Source organism: Petrotoga mobilis SJ95 (genome assembly GCF_000018605.1).
Lineage (GTDB): Bacteria > Thermotogota > Thermotogae > Petrotogales > Petrotogaceae > Petrotoga > Petrotoga mobilis.
In genome coordinates this window covers 587,268-613,269 of record NC_010003.1, presented here as the reverse complement: position 1 = coordinate 613,269, position 26,002 = coordinate 587,268, and the positions used below count along the sequence as shown (strand labels likewise).

Sequence of the window (26,002 nt, the reverse complement as noted above, 5' to 3'; positions counted from 1 at the left end):
TTTCTAAAATTTTTCAGATCAGATAGGTTTATTATCTGAAGAAAGATCATTTTCAAGGTCATCAAGGTCTCCTTCTAAAAAAGTGTCGTCTCCGAGAAAAGCTTCATCACCTATTTCTTCGATCGGATCGGTGTCTGAAATATTGTCTATATCAGAGAAACCTTCTTCTACCGCAATGGGCATACCAGAAAATTCATTAGCTTCTTGAGCCTTTTTTGTTTCCATGAAATTCATTCTATTGGCCCAGATTTCAGCTGTTTCTCTTTTTATATTATCTCTATCTGTCCATTGATTAATATGAAGCGATCCTTCAACTAGGATCAATTTCCCTTTTTTTAAATAGTTTGATGCAAAATCCGCTTGTTTACCAAAAGCCACAATTTTTATGAAATCTGTGCCATCTTGATTGTTTGAAGTACCTCCGTCAACAGCTAAATGAAAGTTTGCAACGTTATTTCCATTCATAGTAGAACGTATCTCTGGATCTCTGGTCAATCTCCCAACCAAAATAACTTTGTTATAAGAAATAGACATAAAAAACACTTCCTATTTTTCGTTAAATTTCTTCAGAAATTTCTGGTTCTTCTACCTTTATTTTTGCTTCTTTTTGGGTTTTTCTTACTTTTTTCTCAAGATCTTCTCTTCTAATCGTTTGAAACCTAAAAATCTCTTGGTTCACTTTAAAAAGATCATCCAGTTGGTTAATCTTTTCTGGATCAGCTTTGTATATGATGTAGGTGTAATCACCTTCTGTAAATTTACCTTTTTGAGTCCTATAGGCTAATTTCCTTACACCCCATCTCGTGAACTCTTCTACTTCACCTTCCAGTTGGCCTTCTATCCAACCCCTCACCTTTTCTGCCAAAGCATTTCTTTCCTCTTCAGGAATGTCTGTTCTAACGACAAACATTGTTTCGTAGTATCTTTTTCCCACTATATACCTCCTCCTATGGTCTTAGGCCTCTGAACTTATCAGAAGCAGGATTTTTTCATGTGCAATTATAACAGAAAATCTAAATAAGGTTATTGTTTTTATTTAAAAATTATATTAAAATTCTATACCAAATCCAAAGTTTATTTTTAAAATATTTTCATCTTCAGTTGAAGGTTCGAAAGTATCTGCAACTTCATTGAATTCTAATTTATTTTGTATTACTCCCATATCAGCTGATAGGTTAAACTCTAGATTGTTAAAATAGAAGTTTGTTGCTATGGTATACACATATCTTTTTTCCAAAAGTGGATCATCCAAAAGATAGGTACCTTCATCTGGAGCCGTATTCTCCGTTGGGGATTTACTTCCGGAAAACACCGTTTCAAAAGAAGAATAAAGGTTGAACCACTTATTGTACGTGTAATTATAGTCAACTAGGAAAGAAACCGTGTTTTCACCGTATTTGTATCCGATGTAATTATCTGTGAAATCTATAATCCTCTTCTCACCTTTATAATAATAAATACTGTCCGGATAGATAGTGTAACTACTGTTACCACATCCAGGTTGAAAAGTGTATTGTGTTGCAAAGGCACCGTAAACACCTAAAGTTCCTAGGCTGCTTGCTAGGTTTAATCCAGAAGAAAAGGCTACTTTGTCAGGAGTTTGTGTGTCCTCTGGATTGAAGAATCTGTTGGCGTTGAAATCGTCTACTAATAATTGAGAGTAAATATAGTAATTAGAGTCCTTGTAATCAAAGAAGAATCCCATTATTGAGTTATCGTTTATTTCTTCGGACCAAGGCATACCATTTCCTACTGCTCTAATCTCTTGAGCAAAATATGCGGGCATTGGATTTAAAAAATAAAAAAGGTCAAAAGTCCTGTTGTAAACAAGCACATCTTGATAGCCCACCCTGAAATTGCCAAATTTCAATCCATACGTTTTGTAATTCATTGCTTTAGGATCAAAATTCCAGTTATTTTCACTTACCAATTGAACCCACATGGTTTCAAAAAAGAAATGTTCATCTTCATATCCTACATCTAAATTAACAAGAGGAATATTATTGGAAGATAAAAACAATGAGTAGGGAGAATTCACTTCATCTTTTAGTTGTTTTATACCACCACTCAATTCAAGTGTTTGATCATCGTTTCTAAGGGTAATATAACTGTTTTCTATCAGAAAGTAGTGATCCCAATAGTAATCTGACTCATAAAAATAATACTTATCATCGTTGTAAAAGGCTAACTCACTTGTGATATCGAAGTTTGAAGTGTAATTGTATAACTTTATACCTATCCTGTCAGTGAAGGTTTCTTCATAATTATCATATGTCCCTTGAAAGTCAAGTTCTAAATTTATTGAAAATCCAAACGAAAAAAGTAAAAGAATCATTAAAGTGGGAACCAAAGTTTTTTTGTACATTTTATACCCCCTCATCTTAGCTGGTAACTATCTTGCTCAACTATCTCTCTCAATCTTTTAATTTTAGAGTCTTCCCCCAGTACTATTATCACGTCTCCCTCTTCTATTATGGTATTTGCCTTAGGATTGAATATGCTGTTATTATCCTTTTTTCTTACGGCTATCACAATCATATCTACCTTGTCGGGTAGGGCTATTTCCTTAAGGGATTTACCAATTACCCAAGAGTTTTTGGGTATATCAACCTCTTCCAGCTGTAAATCTTTTTCTGGCGTATGAATGATCGTTTCAAGAAATGATACAATATTAGGCCGAGTTGCCATATAGGCTAATCTATTACCAGAGATTTCAGATTCAAGAACAATCTTGTTGATTCCAGCATAAGATAGTTTCTTCACCGATTCGGGATCGTTGACTTTTGAGATGATGTTGATTTTAGGTACTATACTTTTCACCGTTAAAGCAACAAACAAGTTATCCACATCGGACGGTAGGGTTAATATGATGCTATCAGCTCTTTTGACTCCAACTTCTTCCAGCACCGTTTCATTTTTTGCGTCACCAATAAAATATGGAATTTCCTCATTTATTTCTTTTAGAAATTGTTGTGCTCTTTCTTCTGATTTATCCAACAAGACAAAATCTTTTTTCTCTTTTAACAGATTTTGACAGACAAAAAATCCCGTTTTACCGGCTCCTACAACAATATAATGATTATTCATACCATCTATTTTTTTCATTCTTTTTCTTACCTCCAAAACGTTTCTCATCTCACCCTCAACAATGAAGGAGGTTAGGGTTGAAAGAGAGTATAAAACTACCGTTATTCCAGAGAGGATCAATGCCATTGTAAATATATGTGAAACTCCCGATAGATCGGCAGGTATATCGTATCCAACGGTACTCAAGGTGATTATAGTAAAAAATAGAGAGTCTAAAAAAGCCCAATCTTCCAGTATCATATAACCTACCGTTCCTGTAAAGACTATTAGAACAAAAATTATAATCGATATCACAAATCGTCTTATTTTCAAAGTTAGAGTTTCATTCATTTGATCGAGACATGTGCCCCCTTTCCACTTTGGAGATTAGTGATTTTTACCTTATAATCATTAATGTTTGATCACCTTCGACGTTGTCCCCTCTTTTTACCAAAATTTTTTCAACTATACCGTCGTTTTCGGCTGGTATTTCATTTTCCATCTTCATTGCTTCGATTATGACAAGCTTATCTCCAGCTTTGACGCTCTGACCTTCTTTCACATTTATTTCGTTGATTACTCCTGGAAGGGGAGCTTTGACCTCATAACCTGAGTCTGTTTCCCTTTTATTTGGCTCCTCAGGGACCTTTTCCTCTTCATCTTTTTGTTTTTTCTCAACTTTTTTCTTGCCCCTTTTTTCAGCTTTTTTCTCGACAACAGCTTTGGGGATCTCATTAAATTGCTCTTTTTCAGAGACTCTTTCTTCTGTTTCTTTTGTTTTTTCTTCGTTAGCAATTTCAGAGCCTATTTCCTCAACTTCAACCTCATAGGTTTTATTGTTTATAGTAACTTTGAATTTTCTTTTCAATTTACTTTACCTCCACTTTTTGTTGTAATAAGGTCTCCAAGAAATAGAAGGTTGGTGTTTCATCCACCTTGTTTTAATTTTCTTTTCCAATTTCAACTCTTTATTTGGAACTTCTTTAATGCTTTCAATTTTGAATTCTTTGTCAGCAAGATAACTGGTTATAGCCGAAACGATAGCAAACAGTTCTTCTTCATCACTTTTCTCGTCATTTTCAATTCTTTTGACCTGTGGTGGTTTTATGTACTCTTTTTGAGGTTTTTCTAAACTTGATTTACCTGACGAATTATTAGTATTACTTTTAAAGAAAAAACGGAAAAGCCAAATGATCACCATTAAAATTATTAGCAATAGAAAGACTATAGATATTCCCATTAATGAAATAATCCATACATTTTTCATAATTATTCCTCCATCATAACGGAATATTTCCATGCTTTTTAGATGGAGTCGGTTTTACTTTTGAGTAAGCTATGGAAAGAGAAGTAGCTAACCTTCTTCTTGTTTCGATGGGTTCTATAACATCTTCTATATAGCCCCTAGAAGCTGCTTCATAGGGATTTGCAAACCGCTCTTTGTATTCTTCAACGCGTCTTTTTCTCCTTTCTTCGGGATTTTCAGAACTTTCAATCTCTTTAGCGAAGATAATGTTTGCGGCACCCTCTGATCCCATAACAGCTATTTCCGCTGTTGGGTATGCAAACACAAAATCAGCGCCCAAATGTTGTGAAGCCATTGCAATATAAGCCCCACCATAGGCTTTTCTTAAAATTACTGTGATCATAGGAACGGTGGATTCAGAATAAGCATACAATAGCTTTGCTCCATGTCTAATTATTCCACCGTGTTCTTGAGATACTCCTGGTAAGTATCCAGGTGTGTCAACAAAGGTGATAATAGGTATATTAAAAGAGTCACAAAATCTTATAAATCTGGCTGCTTTATCGGAAGCATCGATATCGAGAGAACCTGCCAAGATTTTTGGTTGATTGGCTATTATCCCCACAGATTTTCCTTCCAATCTTGCAAAGCCTACGACAATATTTTTGGCAAAATGAGGATGAATTTCAAAAAAAGACCCTGGATCAAATACTAAATTGATTAAATCTTTTACATCATAACTTTTTTTCGGGTTAGGTGAGACTATTTCGTTTATTTCTTCGGGTAATTCATAATTTTTATCGTAATCAATTGGTTCTACAGGATCAACATTGTTTGAAGGTATGTAAGAAAGTAACTTTCTGACAAGTTCCATGGCTTGCCCATCGTCTTTTGCCAAAAGGTGGGCGACACCGCTTTTTGAGTTATGAATCTTACCCCCTCCCAAATTCTCTTTATCAATGTCCTCGCCAGTCACAGTTTTTATAACCTGAGGGCCTGTGATAAACATTTGTGAAGTTTGATCCACCATAATTACAAAATCAGTTATCGCTGGGGAGTAAACCGCCCCTCCTGCACACGGGCCGGCTATAACGGTTATTTGAGGAATTACACCAGAAGCCTGGGTATTTCTATAAAAGATTCCACCGTAACCATATAGGGCATCAACAGCTTCCTGTATTCTAGCTCCGCCAGAGTCATTTATTCCGATTAAAGGTATACCGTATTTCATAGCCAAATCTTGTAATTTCATTATTTTCTTTGCATGCATTTCTCCAAGGGATCCACCTTGAATGGTGAAATCTTGGGAAAAAATTGCAACTTTTTTGCCGTTGATCTCTCCAAATCCTGTGACAACTCCATCGTATGGAAACTCTTTTTTATCTAAATCAAAGTATGTACATCTATGTTTAACTAACATATCGATTTCTTCGAAAGTACCTTCATCTACAAGAGCGTCTATTCTCTCACGGGCGGTTAATTTACCCATTTTATGTTGTTTCTCTATTCTCTCTTCCCCTCCACCAAGAAGAAGGGAGTCTTTCTTTTTTCTCAACTCTTCTATTTTTTGAATTAGTTCTTCATCTGGCATATATAAGACCTCCTCATTTGCGATATTTATACTATAATTGAAAACTCTAAAACGTCGTGTCAGCGCCCCTTCGTTCCATAAATTGCTATTTTTGATATTCAACAAACTCGGTTAAAATACCGTTAGCAGATTTTGGATGTAAAAAGAAAACTAAACTTCCACCTGCTCCTCGATTAGGCTCATCAGATAAGGTTTTGTAACCCATTTTTTTTGCGTTTTCTAAGACCATTTTAATGTTATCTACTTGAAATGCGATGTGGTGGAATCCCTCGCCTCGTTTTTTTAAAAAATTTGATATTTCAGAGTCTTCTCTCATAGGCTCCATAAGTTCTATTCTAACATCTTTTATGTACAAAAAGGTAACTTTTATACCCCTATCTTCAAGGATCTCTTCAGTGCTCTTTTCAATGTGAAGTAGGTCCCTATACAACTTGAATGCTTCTTCTATGGAATTGACAGCAATTCCGATGTGGTCAATTTTTGGCTCCATCGTTTCCCTCCTCTTCACAGATGAATGCTATAACGTCTTTTTTAAGGGAATCGGCATCTTGATTTTCTAAAGAATAACCTTCCAAGTAATTTTCTATCAGATGGAAAAGATAGTTTTTAACTCGACTTTTTTTTCTTAAATTTTCTTTTAAATTAAGGTTTTGAAAGTATTCTCTGTTTGATTCTAACCATTCGTAAACTTTTTCAAATCCTTTGTTTTCAATTGAGCTAACGCCAAAAACCTTTTTATGATCTTCGTTCCGTGAATCTAAATAATTTTCCAAGTACATTAAAAATCTTTTGGAATTAGGAAGATCTATCTTGTTGACAATATAACAATCGGCTATTTCCATTATTCCTGCCTTATAAATTTGAATTTCATCACCAGAATCAGGAGATAATATTAAAAGAGTTGTGTCACAAGCATAGAATATATCGATCTCTGATTGACCGGTTCCCACCGTTTCTATGATTATTGTATCGAAGCCAAATGCCTTCATTACATCAATGATATCATAAATCGAATTGCAAACTCCCCCCATTGCTCCTCTACTTGCTATACTTCTAATGTAAACGTTAGAAGCATTGGTTAAATCAAACATTCTTACCCTATCTCCCAAAAAAGCCCCACCACTGAAAGGGCTGCTAGGATCTATCAGTATTATTCCGATATTCTGACCTTTGTTGGAATAAAATGAGACCAATCTTGAAATAAAAGAGCTTTTTCCAACGCCAGGACTACCTGTAACACCTATTACATATGAATTTTTTGGTTGAATATCCGAATGTAATCTAGAAATAATTTCCCAGGTTTGTGAATAATTGTCTTCTAATAGAGAAATCATCTTTGCTAAAGCGGTGTTATTATGGGCTTTAAATTTTGGAAGTAATTGTTCATACTTTTCTGCCCATTGCAATATCTTTCACCTTCTCTATTATATCTTTTAATGAAGTACCTGGGGTGAAAATTTCGATTATTCCCATTTCCTTTAGTTGCGGGATATCTTCTTCCGGAATGATTCCACCAAGGGTAACGGGAATATCAGCTTCCTTTTCTTTTAGTAAATTTAGTATTTTTTGACATAACTTCTTGTGTGCACCTGAAAGTATAGATAAGCCAATTAAATCAACATCTTCTTGAATTGCTGCTTCAACGATTTCTTCCGGAGTTCTTCTTATGCCTGTGTAGATTACTTCCATTCCGGCGTCTCTTAGTGCTCTTGCTAAAACTTTAGCTCCTCGGTCATGACCATCGAGCCCTGGTTTAGCTATTAAGACACGAATTCTTGTACTCATTTCAAAGCTGCCTCCTCTCCAAATGGTAAATGCTGACTTTAAAAACTCTAAAATTTCTGTCAGCGCCCCTTTGCCCCGCTCCCCACCCTCATTGTATAAAGTTTCTAAAATGGCAAAGGTTCGGTTAATATAAAAAAATAATTAGATTGTAGTACTTTCACGATACTCCCCATAAACTTCTTTTAAAATTTTTGTTATTTCTCCTATTGTTGAATAGTTTTCTACACATTCAATTACATAAGGGAATAAATTCTCCTCGTTTATTGCAGCCTTTTTCAATCTATTCAAAGATTGTTCTACTTTTGTGGTATCTCTTTGCCTTTTTAAATTCTTTAACTTTTCTATTTGCTTTTCTTCTTGTTCTTCATCAACTTTTAGGATATCTATCTTTTCTTTTTTGTCAGAATTGTATTCATTAATCCCCACTATGATCTGTTCTTTATTTTCTATCCTTTTTTGTGTTTTATAAGCACTATTTAATATTTCTTTTTGAGGGTATCCGTCCTCTATGGCTTTTACCATTCCGCCTATCTCATCTATTTTTTCTAAATATTTTTGAGCTTCTTTTTCTATGTCTAAAGTTAATTTTTCTATAGCGAACGATCCCGCTAGAGGATCTACGGTTTCGCTTACTCCGATTTCGTGGGCTATGATTTGTTGTGTTCTTAAAGCGACGGTGACGGATTGTTCTGTAGGCAGTCCTAAAGCCTCATCATAAGAATTAGTGTGAAGTGATTGGGTACCACCTAAAACTGCAGCCAAAGCTTGAATTGTTACCCTTATTATGTTATTCAAAGGTTGTTGTGCGGTTAATGTGGAACCGGCAGTCTGGGTATGAAATTTCAATTTCATTGCGTCTTCATCCGTCACACCGAAGCGTTCTTTCATAATTTTCGCCCATAATTTTCTGGCTGCCCTAAATTTCGCCACTTCTTCTAAAAAGTTGTTATGGGCATTAAAAAAGAATGAAAGGTTCCTTCCAAATTCATTTGGATCTAATCCGGCTTTAATTGCTGCCTCGACATAGGCTATTCCATCTGCCAATGTGAAAGCTACTTCTTGAACAGCATTGGCTCCTGCTTCCCTAATATGATAGCCACTGATACTTATTAAGTTAAATTTTGGAAGGTTTTTGCTTCCATAATCAAAAATATCTACTATCAACTTCATAGATTCTTTTGGTGGAAAGATATAAGTGCCCCTTGCTATGTATTCTTTTAAAATATCGTTCTGAATAGTGCCTCTAAGTTTTTCATAAGGAACACCTTGTTTTTTTGCAATAGTCATTAACATTGCCAATAAAATCATCGCAGTTGAGTTGATAGTCATTGAAACACTCACCTTATCAAGAGGGATGCCGTCGAAAAGAATCTCCATATCTTTTAGTGAATCTATTGCTACTCCAACCTTTCCTACTTCCCCCTCGGACATGGGATCGTCTGAGTCAAAACCTATTTGTGTTGGCAGGTCAAAGGCTATAGATAAACCTGTTTGGCCTTGTTCTAATAAGTATTTATATCTTTTGTTGGATTCTTCTGCGGACCCGAATCCTGCATATTGACGCATGGTCCACAACTTACCTCGGTACATGGTTGGTTGTACACCTCTGGTGAAAGGGTATTCACCAGGAAAGCCTAAATCTTTAAGGTAATCTAAATTTTCTATATCTAAAGGTGTATAAAGCCTTTCAATCTCATCTTCATATGAGGTAACAAATTCCTTTTTTCTCTCTGGGAAACGTCTTAAGGTAGGTTCTAATTTTTTCCCTTCCCATTCTTTTTTTGACTTTTCTATTTCATGAATTTTTTCTCTTTCAAACATAGGAATTTCCTCCCACAATAAATTTTTATACGAACTATGAAAAAAATTTCATTACCCGGGGTCATTATTATTTTACCCTATTATTTTAAAATTTACAAATTTTTATTTTCAAAAAATAATTTCGCTGACTAACGAAGGCAATATTGTGTTATAATTTAAAAAGTCAGTTTGAGGAGGTAAAAAACGATAAAAGCACATTTTGACAAAGACCTTAGGTCATTAATTGAGAAATCCAATTATACCCCAAAACAAATAGCCGATAATTTAAAAATACCTGTATCCACCCTAGAAAATCTTATGGATGGAGACTTTGAGTACTTCTCCAAAGTCTCTTTGACAGATGTAGCAAAGAGATTGAGTACTATATTAGATGAAGAGATAAATGTAGTCTTTGAAGATGAAGAGTTAAAGGGAGAAGTTCAGCTAGAAAGGAAAGATACGGCGTATAACAAACTTAAGATATTTCAATTTTTGATGGTAGCGTTCTTAGTCATTAACTTAATTTTTCTTTATTTTCTAATTCAAGATTTGAGGTTTTACAACAGTATACTGCGAAGAAATATATACACCCTAAATGTTATCAATAGAGGACCTTCTGAGATATATATAAACGAAACTGTGGTTCCACCAGATCAAGATGTTCAAATCCAATTGGGTTTTGGAGAAAATTTAGAGATACACGGTAATCAAGGTGAAACGGTTATTGAAACACCACTTGTCAAATACACTGTAAAACTAGAAAATTTTGAGGTGAGTTTGTCATATGGGAATGACTAAAGCACCGGATCTTGTAAATTATTTGGCGCATATATTTACTGCTGGAGATTCTGATTTATGGTTTTATAAGATGGGTTTGAAAGAGCTGCTTGAAGAACATTTTGGGCCTATTGACTATATTTCTTCTTCATTGGATTTTCAGCGCTTTACAGATTATTATAACGAAGAAATGGGTAAAAATATCCGAATTGAATCAAGATTGGTGAGCTTTAAATATCTAAGTTCTCCCGGTTTTTTGCCGGATGCGAAATTGATAACGAATGAAATTGAGAAAAACTTTTCTGTTGATGGTAAAAGAAAAGTAAATGTAGATATTGGCTATCTACACCACACTCAATTCGTTTTAGCGAGCACAAAACACTGGGGAAACAGGATTTATATTGGTAAAGGTATATATGCGGAAATTACCTTAATGTACAATTTCGGACAATGGGAACCTCTCAAATACACTTACCCTAATTTTAAAGATCCTGAATATTTAAATGAGTTAGATTCTATCAGAGATATTTATCTGAAGAAAAGAAAAAATTATATATCGTAATGTGCTTATAAATTTCTATAAACGGATGGTGAAAATATTGTTGTCACAAGGTGGCTGGTTGTCATTAATATATTTAGTTGTATTTCTGCTTTTGGCTCATTTTTCTCCTTTTATTATCGCAGCGTTGATTTTGGGCGTTTTTTTGTCCATGCTCATAGAAGCACCACAAAAGTTATTTTCAAAGGTTATGAACTCTAAGATATCTGCCGTTTTATCACATATACTTGTCTTAGGTTTAGTATTGTATGCAGCGATCACATTTTTCCCCGTTGTGATTAGTGAAGGCAATAAACTATTTTCTATGCTTTCCTCTTTAACAATTCCACAAGAAGAAGCATTGGCTCAACTACCAGAATGGTTGGTTACTTTTATCAACGATTTGAACAAAAATCTTTCTGATTTTGCCTTAGGTTTGATGAACCAACTTTTATCATCCATTCCAAATTTGATAACTTCCGCAATTGTTTTGGTGGTAACAACTGCGGCAATAGGTTCATTAAAAACGATCACGAAGAATAATTTATGGAAACTCTACCCTGTCAACGACAGAGAAAAGGGTTTGAAATTTATGAAGGATACATACTCACAGTTTGAAAGATTTGTACATGGACAATTTTTGACAGCTATAATGGTAGGAACTTTCATTGGGTTAATGTCCTTCATCTTTGGTATACCAAGTGCACTTTTTTTAGGTATCTTGGCTTGGATCACTGATTTTATACCCTATTTGGGAGTAGTTATTTCGGCGGTTCCTTTGTTGATGTTAGCTTTTACCGAAAATGGGCTAATCGGTCTAATAATAGGTTTAGTAATTTTAACCGCTGCCAATCAGTTAGAAATGTGGTTCTTCAGTCCGAGAATCCAAAGTAATGCTCTAAATTTGCATTGGTTTGTAATAATAATATCTATACTTTTATTCGGTGAGTTATTCAGCTTTTTAGGCATTCTTATCGCCCTTCCGATAGTTGTTTATATTAGAAACTTTTGGGAATATTTTGTGATAAAAATCAAGTGATACTAAATGAAAAAACTTTATCTTTTTTTAATAACCATTTTGTTGGCAATATTTAGTTTCTCATCTGCCAATCTGTTAACAGAAAATGATCCCGAATACTATTTTAAAAAACTAGGGGAAGTCTATTTAAAATATCCTATTTATGGAGATTTAAAAAGCTCTCCAGAAAGTTTTGAAAATTATATCCACTTTTCGATGGATTTAAAATACGAGGACAGAATTATTGATAATTTTAATCTATCTACAGGCTGGTATAGAAGTACAGAAATAAATGAAGTCCTGTTTAGGGATTTTGTTTTAGAAAACGGAAATTTATTCACGTTCGGAATCAAAAACTATTATAGCGATTATTTTTATGCACAGTTCATCGCTGATTTCAGGTTAGGTGATACTTCTTACTTTACTTACGAAAATTATAATCTTTTTAACCTGCCAACTTTGGTTTATATCTCTCTAGATTTTCCCACTTATTCTTATTTATCTTACAATAAAGAAGATCTTAGTTTTTTGCTGGGAAGAGTCCCTCTTTCATACGGCCCTATGAAATACAACCTCGTTTTATCAAATAACTCTCCTTATTATGATACGTTGGCTATTTCTTATTCTTTTAATGAGAAACTAGATTACGAATTTTCTGTTTTATCCATGGTGCCTTTGCTTTCAAAAGAAGAGTACGCTGCGATGGCTGACGAGTTTATCGCCTTTAGAAATGTTTTTTATAATGGTTTAAATTATAATCCAAACGAAAAACTTTATTTGGGATTAAGCTCATTGAATCAGGTGGCGGGAGAGTTACCCAATCCTGTAAATATGTTTGTAAAATCAGATGTGGGTGTATATGGTGGGTACATGAAAATTATCCCTTTTTGGGATATAAATATAGATACTGAATATGCGTTTAATTATGACACAAATAGCACTGGTTATGGTTTAGGACTTTCAAAGACCTTTGATTTTGAAGGTGCCAAATTTAAACTTGGTGCTGAGAGATATGAAATAGAAGATAACTTTTTTTCAAGTGATTATCCGTACGATAATTTATACTACAGAACCATTGCTTTATCTTCCGCACCTGGTGCCAGAATTTTTTTTGACTATCCTTTTGGTTTCAAGTATGGAGAGAATTCCAAGATTAATAGTGTTGATTTAACCTTAGCCTTTGAAAAAGGTTATTTCAATTACATCTGGGATTATGGAACGAACTCAAAAGGTATGATCAACAGCAATATTTTCAGTTTCTTGTTCAATACAAAGGTGGGAGATTTTGAGATGAAGTGGAAATCCTTGGAGAATGGTGAGGAAGAATTTGAGACATTTATAATATCTTATTTATTCGAGGTGAACTTTTTATTGCCATGAAAAAAGTCGAGTTGTTATCCCCTGCGGGGAACTACGAAAAATTGGAAACTGTGTATCACTATGGTGCCGATGTCGCATACATTGGTGGAAAAATTCTAAATTTAAGGGCATTTTCCAAAAATTTTGAAGACGAAGAATTGGAAAAGGCGGTAAAATTGGCCAGAAAATTACAAAAGAAGCTTTTTGTAACACTCAATGCAATACCTCACAATTCTGAATTAGAACTCTTACCTGATTATGTAAATTATTTGGAAAGTTTAAATGTTGATGGGGTAATAGTTGCGGATTTGGGTGTATTTAATATTGTGAAAAGAAACTCAAACTTACCTTTGATCGTAAGCACTCAGGCAAGTAACACCAATTGGGCCAGCGTTTCCATGTGGAGAGATTTAGGAGCGAAGAGGGTCATATTGGCAAGAGAACTTTCATTAAAAGAAATATCAGAAATCAGAGAAAAAGTCCCAGATATAGACATTGAAGTATTTATTCATGGAGCGATGTGTGTATCTATTTCAGGCAGATGTCTATTAAGTAATTACTTAACGGGACGAGATGCCAACAGAGGTCAATGTACACAGCCTTGCAGATGGAAGTACTATCTAATGGAAGAAAAAAGACCCGGGGAATATTTTCCTGTGTTTGAAGATGAAAGAGGAACTTACATTATGAATTCTAAAGACCTTTGTACTGTTGATTTTCTCGACAAAATAATCGAAACCGGGGTTGATAGTTTAAAGATAGAAGGAAGGATGAAAAGTAGTTATTATGCAGGAATGACGACTAAAGTATACAGGCAAGCAATAGATAGTTATTACAACAAAGAATACACTAAAGAACTTATCGATAGTTTAAAAAAAGAACTCGAAAGTGTTAGTCACAGAGAGTACACATCAGGTTTTTATTTTCATAAACCGGGTGAAAACTCCCAAAATTATAAGACTTCGTCCTACATTAGAAACTACAAATTTGTGGGAAAAATTATAGAAAAGATATCTGAAGATCAATATGTTGTTGATATCAGGAATAAGATAGAAAAGGGTGAAGAATTAGAGATTGTAACCAAAAAAGGTGAAAATACCAAAATATTATTAGATCAAATAGTAAATCTGGAAGATGGTAGTTTAATCGACAGTGCGAATCCCAATCAAAAGATAATTTTGAGAGGGGATAATTCCTTGGACCTCGGTGATTTAATCCGAGTTCCTGAAAAAGGAGGCAGTAATCAAATTGATTGAGTTGATCAATCTTACAAAACGTTTTGCTGAAAACGTAGTAGCGGTGGATCATGTAAACTTGGAAATAGAAGATGGGAAAATTTTCGGGTTTTTAGGGCCTAACGGTGCAGGAAAAACAACCACTATAAACATGATTACTGGTTTGTACAAACCAACTTCTGGAAGAATTATTTATGATGGTATGGAATTTCAAAAAGAACCAATAAAGATAAAAAAGTTGATAGGTTTTGTTCCGGATGAACCATTTCTATTTGAAAAGATAACAGGAATATCTTATCTAAATTTTATAAGCGATGTGTTTGAGGTTCCGCTTGATGAACGCAAAAAAAGAGGGGAGTGGCTGATAAAAACCTTTAAGCTCGAAAACTCTATTAGTAATCCTATTTCTACTTACTCCCATGGAATGAAACAAAAATTAACTCTGATTGCTGCGTTGATTCACAACCCAAAGTTCTGGATTCTCGACGAGCCGATTGTTGGACTTGATCCTGAGTCAGCTTTTATTCTGAAAAATCTTATGAAAAAACATGTGGAAGCAGGAAATATAGTATTTTTTTCCACACATATTATGGAAATTGCAGAAAAAATTTGTGATGAAATAGCAATAATTGATAAAGGGAAAATCATCTTTGATGGTTCTATAAACGAACTAAGAAAGCTCAAAGGGGATAAAAGTTTGGAGCAAATATTCCTAGAGGTGACAAATAGTGAAAGTGAAAAGATTGATTTCTCTTATCTTGATTAAATTAGATCAGCACTATGGAATTTCCAAAACTAAATACTCTATAAAAAGGAATAAAAGTGATTTAATTACTTTTATAGTTATTTTTTGCGCACTTGTACCAACGGTTGTTGCCTATTCATTTCCCTACCTCAACATGCTTAAAACTACTTTGGAAACTTATACAATCTTGAATATTCAGCCATTATTTCTGGCAAATTTTTTTGTCTTAGCTGGTTTTTTTGGCTTCTTCTTAGGTGCTTTTCTGCTGATTGGAGAATTATTTATCAATGAAGACATGAAGCTTTTGTTAACCTTACCTTTGAAACCTTATGAAGTTATTTTAGGGAAATTATCTGTAATTTTATCAGATCAAATGTTTATTTCATTGATATTATTGCTGCCTCCTTTGATTTATTTTGGGGTTTATACTAAACAAAATTTTTTATATTATTTAATATTCATAATTGTTTTTCTTTTTTCGCAAGTATTTCCAATGACTTTGGTTTTACTCTATACTTTGTTCACTTCAAGATTATTAAAAAAATCTAATAGGCTAGAGCTTCTATTGTATTTATCAACAATTTTTCTTATAGTTATCTTTGGTTTATATTTGTTTTTATCAGGGTCAACTTTCTCAATAAATATGCAAAATAGCAACGAAATACCTAATATTTCTATCAATCCCGATAGCATCATTACTAAGTTAGCAAGGATTTATCCCCCTGCTTTTTTAGCCGTAAAATCTTTAACTAGTAGCATTTTTTTAAATTTAGCATGGCTTTTATTGTTCCTGGGCTTTCATTTATCCCTATTAATTTTAACGTTGTATGTTGGTGAAAAATTATATTATTCTAATTATTCTTCTCTGATAGAATCAAAGCCTTTACTTAGAAAATCTAAAACTCAAGGAACTTATAACTTCTTCACGAAAGAATCTACGGTAGACAAAGCTCTATTGAAAAGAGAGTGGCTGTATTTTTTGAAAACACCTTCATTTTCAGTCAATGGATTTAGTAATGTTTTGGCCTTTCCAATAATATTGATAGTCTTTGGTATTATATTCAATAATGTGGAATTAGGGTTAAGTAATGAAATAATAAGTACGATATTACAATACAAATTATTTATTGTTGGTTTTGTTGCAACTTTAGCCTCGTCTATAAATGGTCTTTCTTACTCATGTTTTTCAAGGGAAGGAGGGTTGATAAAAGAACTGAAAATACTACCTGTGAATGTGGATCAAATTTTAAGGGCCAAAATTAAACATATTGTACAAATAAGCTCATTAGGTTTTGTTTCTGGTTTAATTATTGGGACATTGCTTTTTAAACTAAATCTTTATGAATTTTGCGGAGCCATGATCTTAGCGATTATTTTTAATTTGTTTCTAAATATAATTCAAATGATTATTGATGCTTCAAAACCATACTTAAACTGGGATAATCCACAGAAGGCGATGAAACAAAATATAAATGGTTTGCTTGCTATATTGTTGGTTTTTGGAGTTGTAGGAATCGTAGGGTTCTTGATATATAAATTGGTTCCTCTGTTCGATCAATATATTATTTTAATCTCTCTAAACTTCATATTCTTGATTTTTAGCTTAATACTATGGAGATATTTAAAAAGAAAAACCGTTCAGCTTCTAAGTAGAGAATTATAATAGTAATTGTTTTTAAAAAAACTGCAAGAGGTGATGTATGTGAAGAAGTTTTTTGTTTTAATTTTACCGGTTATGTTTAGCTTTATGCTGGCTTTTTCAGAAAGTTATCAGTATTATATTTATCAAAACGATGCAGAGATTGGAAATATTATCGTGGAGTTTGATGTAGCTAATTGTTTGGGAAAAACTACCTCTATTTTAAATATAGGGGAAAACACCCTAAAATTTGTTTCAGAAACAAAATATGATGATTCTTGGACATTTCAAGAATATTCACTAGAGATTTTTGTTGACAATCAAAAGCAAGGAACTTTGGTAAGTACTTACAACGGGAAAAAGGTCACAAATCAATTCAACGGTATAAATTTAAAAAATTATAACGTAGAAAACGTAATTATTTTAGATAATAACTTCATTTTAGACCATATATTCGCCCTTTATTATAAAAATTTGCCCGAAGGTAAATATTCAGCATTTGTTCCTCAATTGTCTCTAAACCAGACAACCTGGAACAATGCAATTTTAGACGTGGAAATTGAGTATAAAGATCCTCAAAATTTGGTAATTTTGTTTTCGGGTTTAGCACAGAATGTAGCCTTTCAAGACGGTAAAATCACTAAGGTTGAGATACCTTCTCAATCAATTGAAGTAACAATGCACAAGAAAGAGCAAAAAGCGAAAAATTACGTTGAAAAAGAAATTATTTTTGACAGTTTCGATGGCTTTAAATTGGAAGGTTCTCTGATGATTCCAAAAGAAGTTGATAAAAATAAGAAGTCATTCGGTATTGTCTTGGTACATGGTTCAGGCCCACTTGACAGAAATGAAACTATTGGAACGCTTACACCTTTTTTGCACCTTTCAGAAGGCCTAGTTGAAGAAGGATATATAGTTTTAAAATATGACAAAAGAAATTTCACCATGGCAAAAAACGGACAAAATTTTTCAAAGGTTATGCCGGAGGCGTTTATCAAAGACGCACAAGCAGCTATAAGATACTTAAAAACCCTACCAGAAGTTGATAAAGAAAAAATAATCGTTATTGGTCACAGTCAAGGAGCTTCTTTCTTACCTTATATAATTGAAGGAGAAGAAGTATTTGCTGCTGTTACTCTTTCTCCAGCTTTGCTAGAGATTACAGATCAAATAGTTTACCAAGTAGAATATCAAATAAATTATTATAAAAAGCATAATACTGACAATTCATTAGATAGTGTTATAAAAAAGTTAGAAGACGTTTTAACAGAGGCAAAAAAAGTAAATGAAAGTATGAAAAAAGGAGAAATAGACCCAAACGAGCTATATTTAGATTATTATAGTGGAGAATTTTTAATTCGATGGAGTGAGCTTAGTCGAAGTATGGTAGAAAAGTTTGTGAATATGAATGTTCCGTTATTAATAATCAATGGCACACAAGATTTGAAGACGCCCTACGAGCTCTTAAAAGAATATGAAAAAGAATTGAAAAAGAAAAATGATTTAGAAATAGTTTACATAGAGAATATGGCTCATGAGCTTGTCAACTTCCAAACATTAAAATTTGAAGATAAAGTAGTCGATCAAATCGCACTTTGGTTGGAAAGCCAGGGACTTTGATCAAAACCCCATTATCGCTGTTACAACAAATACAATTATGAAAGAAATAAGAGTTGTCAGACTCACGAAACTGCTAGCGAGTTCGGAGTCATAGTTGTTTTTTACCGAATAAACGATCGCCATCATTGCACTTGGTAGCAATGGGGAAAGAAAAAGAGAAATTCTTTGCAGTTCTGTACTTACAGGGATTAGTAAAGTGAATAACGAAACTATAAGCCCCAATAAATACTTTGTGGTTACAGAAATCGTTAAGATCCTTCTGTGAGCTTTTAGAGATACTATATTGAAATAAAAACCTACTAAAAACATTATCAAAAAATTATTGGCATCTTTTATGACCATCATAGGAGAAAGTATTAATTCAGGTAAATTAACGCCGTTTAGTAGAAAAGCTATAATTAAAGCTATAAAGGGAGGAAATTCAAACAGGTCTACAATATGAAACTTTCCACCTTTTCCTTCAGCAACAGACTTGCCAACTCCAAATACTATAAAACTGTTTCCTAAGTCGTAAAGTGCAAAGTAAGTTATGGATTCAATCCCCCATAACATCTCTGCCAAAGGGTACATGAAAAGTCCTATATTCAATCCACAAAAAGCTAATAGTATTACGGTACTTATTTTTACATCTTCGATTTTTAAAGTTCTTATTAAAAATTTTCCGCCCCAAAAGATCAGTAAACCACCTAAAAAGCCTATCAGAACAAAAAATAATTTGGATAAATCTATTTGAGATGAAGTTACTCCTATAAATACAGTCATGGGAAGTGTAAAATTGATTATCAAAGTTGTTAGAATCTCACCTGTGTTTTTAGGTAAAAATCTTTTAGATATATTTCCTATGGTTGCTATTATTACGAAGTTTATAAGTGCTGTCACTGAATTACTCTCCTTTTATTGCTAAAAATATCTATTTTAGGAATTCTAACGGTAGTTCCATTCTCACGGTTTTTAAAGGATCAACCACTTGGCAAATTTGAAGATTTCCGATAGCGCTGAGCAAGAACATAGCCTTTTCTTTACTCAATTTGTATTCTTGACTCAAAAAATGCACCATTTTTTTTGTGGCTGTAATCGAAGCTTCATCTAAAGATGGTTTTGAAGCTAAGGTATAAATATTTTTTTCAGTTTTCACCATAGGCAATTTCCAATTTTTATCTTTTATTATATTGAATGAAACGGATACTTCAGCCGGAATTTCGACACCTGTTACGCAAACTTCTCCATCGCCCATAGTGGCATGTAAATCGCCTAAAGCAAATAAAGCTCCTTCAACATGTACAGGTAGGTACACGGTAGTTCCTTCTCCAATGATATTACAATCCATGTTTCCACCATGCTCTCCAGGTGTACCACAAGGGATACTTCCTTCTTTAGGAGCGGTACCAATAACCCCTATCATAGGGCTTAAAGGGATTTCATAGTCATACAAAAAAGCTTTGTTTTCTTTTATTGGCACTATTTTTATAAAACTTCGTTCAAAAGCATCCCCTAAAACTCCCATATCTTTGCCCGTTAACATTACGCCATACTCTCGAGTTATTTTTATATTTTCTATCTTGACTTCTAAAATGTCTCCCTCTTTTGCTCCTTCAATGAAAAGAGGACCTGTAGCTGGATTAACTTTTTCCCAGTTTATTGAATCGAAAGGCTGGTTCTCGGATCTTATTTCATCACTTAAAGCGTCTTTGGTCTCTATACAGATTTTCTCTTTAGGTTTAACTTTAGCTACGGGAGTATTTGCTTTAGAAAAACTAAATATAGAGTTTTCTTTTTCTATTTTCACCAACACAATCACCTCTTTTGGTATCTTTTGTAAAAAAAGAAACAATTTTTAAACATTTTGATTTATCTTTATTTATAATTAAAAAGAGTATAATATAATCAATGTATATTTTATCATACAGATTTTAATTATATATAACTATAAAGGATTTACAGCGAATACTTTTTAAACAGGAGAGGTCATAGTGGAAAATGATGAAAAGGCAATAGAAGAACTGTTGGATATGTATGAATCCGCCTCCGAGATGTATACTGGAGCTGTAATGCGAATAGATCTGTCTAATGGTAAGATATTGTATTCAGAAAATTTAAAACAAATCACCGGTATTGGGAAAAACGAGCTTCCCCAAAATCTAAATGAGTTATTAGGTTTGATAAAAGAAGAAGATGTCCAAAAAATTATCGATAAAGTTAATAGCAGTGAATACGAAGCCGAGTGGACGTTGAAAGTTTCTTTGAAAAGCAACAGAGAAGGTTTTAATACTTTTGATTTAATAGGAAAGAAAAAAAGAAGGGACGGAAAAGATGTTTTATACGTTTTGGTTCGCAATCCCCAGAAGAATTTTGGTTTGATGAGTCCTGATACATTTTTCCCAAAAGAGGTAATTGACAATTCTCCTCAGGCCATAGTGATAACTGATAAAAACAATAAAGTAGTGAGGGTAAACAAAGCATTTTTAAAAATGACCGGCTATACTCTTGATGAGGTTATCGGGAAGGACCCTCACTTTTGGGCTTCAAATATGCACGATAAAAGTTTTTATGAGCAGATGTGGCAAGAACTTAAATCAAAAGGATTTTGGAGCGGTAGAATAATAGATAGAAAAAAGAACGGTGAAGTCATATTCCTTTATTCAAATTTCTTCGAAATTAAAGGATACAACAACGAAGTAATAGGGTATATGGCTATAAATACGGATATTACTAATAGGGTTAAAAAAGAAGAAGAAATAACAAGAGTACTCAAACATGATTCTTTAACAGGTTTGCCAAACTCGAAAAATTTATTGGAAAGGATTGAAGAGATTCTACAAAAAAACACACAAGAAAATAAACTTGCTCTTTTGATAGTGGAAATCGAAGAATTACACGAATTAATTGATTTTTATGGTTTAGAAACGATGAATCACGTTATAAAAGATGTGGCAAAGAAAATTATCGAAATTGTTGATAAAAAATACTTTGTCTCCGTGATCTCTAAACACGAGTTTGCTTTGCTTGGTAGTTTTGAAGATGTAGATGAGTTAGAAAAATTCGCAGCCAACCTTTTAAATAACTTATCAAAACCTTTTCAAATATTTGGAGAAAGAATTTTTTTAAAAATGAAGATAGGTGTAAGCAACTACCCAGTAGATTCAACCAATCCAGAAGATTTAATAAATCAGGCGAAAATAGCTTTAAAAGATTCAGAGAAAAAAACTATCAATTTTTATTCACCCGAATTATCGAAAATTTTTGGATTTGAAAAGAAAGTGGAAGATGAGATAAATTTGGCTTTGGAAAATAAGGGATTATTGATGTATTTTCAACCCCAAATAGATACAAATTCGATGAATATTATAGGTGCTGAAGCATTAATTAGGCTACAAAAAGAGAACGGTTCTATTTTATCACCAAATGAATTTTTGGGTATTGCTAAAAAGAATGCGCTTATGGATAGGATCGATCAGTTTGTTTTGGAGGAAACAATAAAGAGTTCAGGCGTTATAAACGAATCATTAAATAAAAACGTAAGAATTTTTTTCAATGTCTCAAAATCATTTTTTGAAAGAGAGAATTTTTTATATAACATTGAAAGTATGTTGCATAAGTATAATTTAAATCCTTCTTACTTAGGAATTGAGCTTACGGAAGATCTATTCATTGAAGATTTTTATTCAGCTCAGAAAAAAATAAAGGCTTTAAAAGAAATTGGATTAAAGATTGCCCTTGATGATTTTGGAACAGGGTTTTCTTCTCTTTCCTATTTAAATAAATTGGATATTGATAAGATAAAAATAGATAAAAGTTTTATTGATAATATTTTACATGATGAGACGTCTCAAAGATTAGTATCAAGTATCATTTCAATGTCGAAAAGCTTAGGATTTGAAGTTATTGCAGAAGGTGTAGAAAGTGAAGAACAGTTATTATTTCTTCAAGAGGAAGGGTGCTATGAGGTACAAGGTTATTATTTTAGTAAGCCTTTACCCTTTGATCAGTTCAAACTTTTTTTGAAAAAAGAAAGAATTAGGATATAAAAGGGAGAGAGAAATGACAACAACGATTGAAGAAAAAATAGATTCCATAAAAAAGGAAATGAAAGAGATAATAGGTAATGAACATTTGTATATTGCTTTTTCAGGAGGCATGGACAGTACCGTCGTAGCCCTACTTGCAAAAGATATTTTCCCTAAAAGTAAGATTACTTTAGTGAATGTTTGTTTTGGTGGTTATTCTTACTCAAAAGGATTAGAAGCTGTTTTAACCTTATCCAAACAGTTGGGTTTAAAATTATTTTTTTCACGAGGCGAAGAAGAACAAGAAGGGATAATGTACCATGGCCCAAATTGTAATCAATGTACAAGGATTGTGAAAATCGGAAAGGTAAAGCAGTTTTCTTATAAAGGGATAGTTGCTTCAGGTGCCAACTTATCTGATTCATGGGGCAATACGGGGATTAAGTTTTTTGATGGGATATACTCTCCTATTTTAAATTTGAACAAAGAAGAGATAAGGGAGATTTTGCAATACTATAATGTAAAGATACCAAAAATTGGGGAGAATAGTATAAGAGAGGGTTGTAAGTACAAACATTTATTAAAAATGTCTGTTAATAGAGATTATCATTCAAGAGCCGATATTATTGCCAATGAAGTGATTCACGATGTGCTTGATTTTTACAATGTTCAAAGAGAGATTGCAAACGTTAAGATTATCGGTCCTCTTTCAAAGAATATTGCTTTAATTAATGTTAAACCCTTACCATCTAAAAAAATTTTAGAAGAGATAAAACATCTCCTTCAGAATGAAGATACCATAGATTTTGTTGATATAGTAGACAGCGCTTTAAAACTCAAAATTTTGGTAAATCCAGGTATATATAACAACGAAGAGTCAAAATACTGGATATTAAATGGGCGATTGGCTCCGGAATTTGCGATGCCCATAAGCGCCGAATGGGTAAAAAGCTCAAACTACAAATTATGGACTTTTGCTGTGGTGGATTATAAAAAGTTATAAAAAAATCACAATTCTATCCAAAGGGTTAGAATCGTGATATAATGTTTAGGAAAAAAAGATTAATATACGATAATTGTAATATTTGAAGGAGTTAGTATGGTATATATAATCATTTCTATTGTAATTTTGTTAATATTGGTCTATGTTTTTTATATAGGGATAAAAACTGCAATCTATGTTAGAAGAATCGCTAATGAAAAAGATAAACCACCTGCTTTCGCTCCTCCCAGTCCGAAAAAGGTTATAAGACATAGATTTAAAGGTTCTCTTTTTGAAACGGCTATTACTTGTTTAGAAAATGAGGTCGAAAAGGATTATGCACTTAAATCTATTATAGAAAAGTTACCTCTCTTTTTAAAAGCCGATTCTTGGAGTTTTTTATTGACTCCCAATAATGACGAATGGAGATTTTTATTTTGGTCAAAGAATTTAGACTTTCTTCCCTTAGAAGAAGTAGCCAAAGAAATACAGATTAGCGGAGAACATATAAAAAGGGTATTCAATACAAAAAAAATACTTTTTATAAAAGATACTAAAAATAATACTCTTTGGAATCAAAAACATAGCTTGTCTAAGTCTTGGCTGGGCATGCCGATTATGGTAAAAAATGAGATAATAGGTGTTTTGAATGTGGATTGGTTTAAGGAAGTAAAAGTATCCAAATTTGAAAAAGAATTGATAAATTATTTTCTAGAAGATATAGATAGGATTTTAAAAACGATTTTTTCTTTGAATGAACTGTTTCTAAGTTCAGATTTAGATATCTTAACTCAGGTGTACAATAGGAAAGCCCTTGAAAAATATATTTCTCAACATAAATCTGATAGTTCAAAAAAGGCCGTTATTTTTTTGGACTTTGACAATTTTAAACAGATTAACGATAATTTTGGTCACACCGTAGGGGATCAAGCTTTAAAACTCCTTACAAAGAGAATTCAAAATTCTATTAAATCTGATGATTTAATCTTTAGGTACGGAGGAGACGAATTTGTTATAATAATAAATGAAATAAGAGAGAACAATAGTATTGACATAATAATACAAAGGATCAAATCAACTGTTAAAACCCCAATAACAATCAACGATATCTTGATAATATCTTCTATCAGTGTTGGTTACTGTCTTGTTCCTCAAGAAGCTCCTGATATTGAGAAAGCCATTGAAATAGCCGATAAAAAAATGTATTTGCAAAAAGAAATACATTAATTAATATTAAGGGGGTATTACTAATGGGTATATGGTTGATCTTTTTATTGGTTTTATCTGTTATTTTTATAATTTTTGCAACTGCAAGGTTAACGCTACACCCTTTCTTAGTTTTGCTTTTCACTGCGATTTTGTTCGGTATTTTTTCTGGAATGGGTTTGACAGAAATAGTCGATTCAATTACCGGTGGTTTTGGAGGAACGCTTGGAAGTATCGGAATAGTGATCGCTGCTGGTACGATAATCGGTACTTTCCTTGAAAAGTCTGGTGGCGCATTTAAGATGGCAGAAGCTACTTTAAAATTAACTGGAGAAAAAAGAGTTCCGTTGGCTATGGCTATAATAGGTTATATAGTTTCCATCCCTGTTTTTTGTGACTCTGGATATGTAATTCTTTCTCCATTAAACAGGGCTGTTACGAAGAGGGCAAAGTTCTCCCTTGCAGCAACCGGTCTTGCCCTGAGTCTTGGATTATATGCCACCCATACGATGGTTCCTCCTACCCCAGGACCTATAGCTGCTGCTGGTATCTTAGGTGCAGATTTGGGGATGGTTATATTGATTGGGTTGATAGTTTCTGTTCCCGCTATGCTCATAGGTGTACTATACGCCAATATAATGGGCAAAAGAATATATATTGAACCAGAACCCGAATTAAGTGATGCCGAGATCGAGGAAAGAACCAAGAAAGCCCCTTCAACTTTTAATTCTTTCATGCCGATAGTTGTTCCTATCATATTGATACTTTTAAAATCAATTTCTGATTTCCCAACCAGACCTTTTGGAGACGGAGCTATTAGAAACTTTTTTGGTTTTGTTGGTAATCCGGTAATCGCTCTTTTAATAGGCGTCTTAATAGCATTTACTTTACCTAAAAAATTAGATAAAAAGATGCTTTCTTCAAGTGGTTGGGTAGGTGAAGGATTGTTGAATGCGGCATCTATTATTTTGATAACAGGAGCTGGGGGTGCATTTGGAAGAGTCCTTCAAAATTCAGGAATTGCAAATGTATTAGGCGAAGGTTTAGCAACAGCTAATTTAGGTATCTGGCTGCCTTTTATCGTAGCTGCAGCGATTAAATCGGCCCAAGGATCTTCAACTGTTGCCATAATAACTACTGCATCGTTAATGGCACCATTGATGGGCTCTCTAGGTTTGACCACACCTGCTGCAATAGCATTGTCTGTTGTTGCCATTGGAGCTGGTTCCATGGTAGTATCTCATGCCAACGATAGTTATTTCTGGGTTGTTTCACAATTTTCTAGAATGAGTGTTAATCAAGCTTATAGGCTTCAAACGCTGGGGACATTAATAGAAGGAGTCACGGCAGCAATCGTTATATGGATTATAAGTTTAATGATTTTGTAAGGA

General features: G+C 33.4%; 25 protein-coding genes. 12 read left to right on the top strand and 13 right to left on the bottom strand.

From position 1 onward, the window contains the following. Positions 1-18: 18 nt before the first annotated feature. The 11 genes from PMOB_RS02885 to PMOB_RS02835 all read right to left on the bottom strand — a co-directional run bounded on the left by PMOB_RS02885 (position 19) and on the right by PMOB_RS02835 (position 9,509). Complete coding sequence (locus PMOB_RS02885) at positions 19-534, bottom strand: single-stranded DNA-binding protein (protein ID WP_012208397.1); 516 nt, start codon at positions 532-534, stop codon at positions 19-21. Between the two features lie 22 nt (positions 535-556). Next, positions 557-934, bottom strand: a complete 378-nt coding sequence (gene rpsF, locus PMOB_RS02880) for a 30S ribosomal protein S6 (protein WP_012208396.1) — start codon at positions 932-934, stop codon at positions 557-559. 114 nt (positions 935-1,048) lie between these two features. Then, the gene (locus tag PMOB_RS02875; protein WP_012208395.1) at positions 1,049-2,365 is read right to left on the bottom strand and encodes a hypothetical protein; all 1,317 of its coding nucleotides are present in this window, start codon (positions 2,363-2,365) and stop codon (positions 1,049-1,051) included. Between the two features lie 11 nt (positions 2,366-2,376). After that, entirely contained in the window at positions 2,377-3,417 is a 1,041-nt protein-coding gene (locus tag PMOB_RS02870; protein ID WP_012208394.1) for a potassium channel family protein, read from the bottom strand. Between the two features lie 46 nt (positions 3,418-3,463). Further along, positions 3,464-3,934, bottom strand: coding sequence for a biotin/lipoyl-containing protein (locus PMOB_RS02865; RefSeq protein ID WP_012208393.1), 471 nt, complete (start codon positions 3,932-3,934; stop codon positions 3,464-3,466). A gap of 6 nt (positions 3,935-3,940) precedes the next feature. Beyond that, positions 3,941-4,333, bottom strand: a complete 393-nt coding sequence (locus tag PMOB_RS02860; RefSeq protein ID WP_012208392.1) for an OadG family transporter subunit — start codon at positions 4,331-4,333, stop codon at positions 3,941-3,943. 13 nt (positions 4,334-4,346) lie between these two features. Continuing rightward, entirely contained in the window at positions 4,347-5,903 is a 1,557-nt protein-coding gene (locus PMOB_RS02855) for an acyl-CoA carboxylase subunit beta (RefSeq protein ID WP_012208391.1), read from the bottom strand. 85 nt (positions 5,904-5,988) lie between these two features. Next, positions 5,989-6,393, bottom strand: a complete 405-nt coding sequence (gene mce / locus PMOB_RS02850) for a methylmalonyl-CoA epimerase (RefSeq protein WP_012208390.1) — start codon at positions 6,391-6,393, stop codon at positions 5,989-5,991. Continuing rightward, positions 6,377-7,309 carry a methylmalonyl Co-A mutase-associated GTPase MeaB gene (meaB, locus tag PMOB_RS02845; RefSeq protein WP_012208389.1) on the bottom strand — a complete coding sequence of 311 codons (933 nt, stop codon included), beginning with the start codon at positions 7,307-7,309 and terminating at the stop codon, positions 6,377-6,379. Before meaB ends, mce begins: the two co-directional genes overlap by 17 nt. Next, positions 7,287-7,688, bottom strand: coding sequence for a cobalamin B12-binding domain-containing protein (locus PMOB_RS02840; RefSeq protein ID WP_012208388.1), 402 nt, complete (start codon positions 7,686-7,688; stop codon positions 7,287-7,289). The genes meaB and PMOB_RS02840 overlap by 23 nt, the downstream gene beginning before the upstream one ends. A gap of 141 nt (positions 7,689-7,829) precedes the next feature. Beyond that, a complete protein-coding gene (locus PMOB_RS02835) occupies positions 7,830-9,509 on the bottom strand; it encodes an acyl-CoA mutase large subunit family protein (protein ID WP_012208387.1) in 1,680 nt (559 codons plus the stop codon). Between the two features lie 297 nt (positions 9,510-9,806). Between PMOB_RS02835 and PMOB_RS02830 the strand changes: the two genes are divergently transcribed. From PMOB_RS02830 to PMOB_RS02795, 8 genes are read left to right on the top strand one after another with little or no spacing between them, the layout of a single operon-like run. Further along, on the top strand, positions 9,807-10,286 hold the full coding sequence (locus PMOB_RS02830; protein ID WP_012208386.1) for a hypothetical protein: 480 nt from the start codon (positions 9,807-9,809) through the stop codon (positions 10,284-10,286). Then, positions 10,273-10,827, top strand: coding sequence for a DUF4416 family protein (locus PMOB_RS02825; protein ID WP_012208385.1), 555 nt, complete (start codon positions 10,273-10,275; stop codon positions 10,825-10,827). Before PMOB_RS02830 ends, PMOB_RS02825 begins: the two co-directional genes overlap by 14 nt. Positions 10,828-10,864: 37 nt before the next feature. Continuing rightward, on the top strand, positions 10,865-11,842 hold the full coding sequence (locus PMOB_RS02820) for an AI-2E family transporter (protein WP_196793044.1): 978 nt from the start codon (positions 10,865-10,867) through the stop codon (positions 11,840-11,842). A gap of 6 nt (positions 11,843-11,848) precedes the next feature. Continuing rightward, entirely contained in the window at positions 11,849-13,201 is a 1,353-nt protein-coding gene (locus PMOB_RS02815; protein ID WP_012208383.1) for a hypothetical protein, read from the top strand. Beyond that, positions 13,198-14,436, top strand: a complete 1,239-nt coding sequence (locus PMOB_RS02810) for a peptidase U32 family protein (protein WP_012208382.1) — start codon at positions 13,198-13,200, stop codon at positions 14,434-14,436. Before PMOB_RS02815 ends, PMOB_RS02810 begins: the two co-directional genes overlap by 4 nt. Then, positions 14,429-15,181: an ABC transporter ATP-binding protein gene (locus tag PMOB_RS02805; RefSeq protein WP_012208381.1), complete on the top strand. Its 753-nt coding sequence runs from the start codon at positions 14,429-14,431 to the stop codon at positions 15,179-15,181. The genes PMOB_RS02810 and PMOB_RS02805 overlap by 8 nt, the downstream gene beginning before the upstream one ends. Beyond that, a complete protein-coding gene (locus tag PMOB_RS02800; protein WP_041534028.1) occupies positions 15,144-16,823 on the top strand; it encodes a putative ABC transporter permease subunit in 1,680 nt (559 codons plus the stop codon). The genes PMOB_RS02805 and PMOB_RS02800 overlap by 38 nt, the downstream gene beginning before the upstream one ends. Before the next feature lie 39 nt (positions 16,824-16,862). Then, entirely contained in the window at positions 16,863-18,419 is a 1,557-nt protein-coding gene (locus PMOB_RS02795) for an alpha/beta hydrolase family protein (RefSeq protein WP_012208379.1), read from the top strand. On the opposite strand, the gene PMOB_RS02790 is transcribed toward PMOB_RS02795, so the two are convergent. Then, entirely contained in the window at positions 18,420-19,298 is an 879-nt protein-coding gene (locus tag PMOB_RS02790; protein ID WP_012208378.1) for an AEC family transporter, read from the bottom strand. It lies immediately after the preceding gene. A gap of 31 nt (positions 19,299-19,329) precedes the next feature. Further along, positions 19,330-20,208, bottom strand: coding sequence for an acetamidase/formamidase family protein (locus tag PMOB_RS02785; protein WP_041534027.1), 879 nt, complete (start codon positions 20,206-20,208; stop codon positions 19,330-19,332). A 181-nt stretch (positions 20,209-20,389) separates the two neighbouring features. Between PMOB_RS02785 and PMOB_RS02780 the strand changes: the two genes are divergently transcribed. The 4 genes from PMOB_RS02780 (at position 20,390) to PMOB_RS02765 (ending at position 25,999) form a co-directional block, all read left to right on the top strand. Then, positions 20,390-22,444 (top strand): GGDEF domain-containing phosphodiesterase, encoded by a 2,055-nt coding sequence (locus PMOB_RS02780; RefSeq protein WP_012208376.1) that lies wholly within the window; start codon positions 20,390-20,392, stop codon positions 22,442-22,444. Positions 22,445-22,457: 13 nt separating this feature from the next. Continuing rightward, positions 22,458-23,426, top strand: a complete 969-nt coding sequence (locus PMOB_RS02775) for a phosphoadenosine phosphosulfate reductase domain-containing protein (RefSeq protein ID WP_012208375.1) — start codon at positions 22,458-22,460, stop codon at positions 23,424-23,426. 96 nt (positions 23,427-23,522) lie between these two features. Beyond that, a complete protein-coding gene (locus tag PMOB_RS02770; protein ID WP_012208374.1) occupies positions 23,523-24,632 on the top strand; it encodes a sensor domain-containing diguanylate cyclase in 1,110 nt (369 codons plus the stop codon). A 23-nt stretch (positions 24,633-24,655) separates the two neighbouring features. Next, the gene (locus PMOB_RS02765) at positions 24,656-25,999 is read left to right on the top strand and encodes a GntP family permease (RefSeq protein WP_012208373.1); all 1,344 of its coding nucleotides are present in this window, start codon (positions 24,656-24,658) and stop codon (positions 25,997-25,999) included. The last annotated feature ends 3 nt before the right edge of the window (positions 26,000-26,002 follow it).

Excerpts from the sequence above, each read along its gene's own strand:
- PMOB_RS02885 (WP_012208397.1), bottom strand. The coding sequence starts at position 534 with ATGTCTATTTCTTATAACAAAGTTATTTTGGTTGGGAGATTGACCAGA.
- PMOB_RS02875 (WP_012208395.1), bottom strand. The coding sequence starts at position 2,365 with ATGTACAAAAAAACTTTGGTTCCCACTTTAATGATTCTTTTACTTTTT.
- PMOB_RS02870 (WP_012208394.1), bottom strand. The coding sequence starts at position 3,417 with ATGAATGAAACTCTAACTTTGAAAATAAGACGATTTGTGATATCGATT.
- PMOB_RS02860 (WP_012208392.1), bottom strand. The coding sequence starts at position 4,333 with ATGAAAAATGTATGGATTATTTCATTAATGGGAATATCTATAGTCTTT.
- PMOB_RS02855 (WP_012208391.1), bottom strand. The coding sequence starts at position 5,903 with ATGCCAGATGAAGAACTAATTCAAAAAATAGAAGAGTTGAGAAAAAAG.
- mce (WP_012208390.1), bottom strand. The coding sequence starts at position 6,393 with ATGGAGCCAAAAATTGACCACATCGGAATTGCTGTCAATTCCATAGAA.
- PMOB_RS02840 (WP_012208388.1), bottom strand. The coding sequence starts at position 7,688 with ATGAGTACAAGAATTCGTGTCTTAATAGCTAAACCAGGGCTCGATGGT.
- PMOB_RS02835 (WP_012208387.1), bottom strand. The coding sequence starts at position 9,509 with ATGTTTGAAAGAGAAAAAATTCATGAAATAGAAAAGTCAAAAAAAGAA.
- PMOB_RS02830 (WP_012208386.1), top strand. The coding sequence starts at position 9,807 with ATGGATGGAGACTTTGAGTACTTCTCCAAAGTCTCTTTGACAGATGTA.
- PMOB_RS02825 (WP_012208385.1), top strand. The coding sequence starts at position 10,273 with ATGGGAATGACTAAAGCACCGGATCTTGTAAATTATTTGGCGCATATA.
- PMOB_RS02815 (WP_012208383.1), top strand. The coding sequence starts at position 11,849 with ATGAAAAAACTTTATCTTTTTTTAATAACCATTTTGTTGGCAATATTT.
- PMOB_RS02810 (WP_012208382.1), top strand. The coding sequence starts at position 13,198 with ATGAAAAAAGTCGAGTTGTTATCCCCTGCGGGGAACTACGAAAAATTG.
- PMOB_RS02775 (WP_012208375.1), top strand. The coding sequence starts at position 22,458 with ATGACAACAACGATTGAAGAAAAAATAGATTCCATAAAAAAGGAAATG.
- PMOB_RS02770 (WP_012208374.1), top strand. The coding sequence starts at position 23,523 with ATGGTATATATAATCATTTCTATTGTAATTTTGTTAATATTGGTCTAT.
- PMOB_RS02765 (WP_012208373.1), top strand. The coding sequence starts at position 24,656 with ATGGGTATATGGTTGATCTTTTTATTGGTTTTATCTGTTATTTTTATA.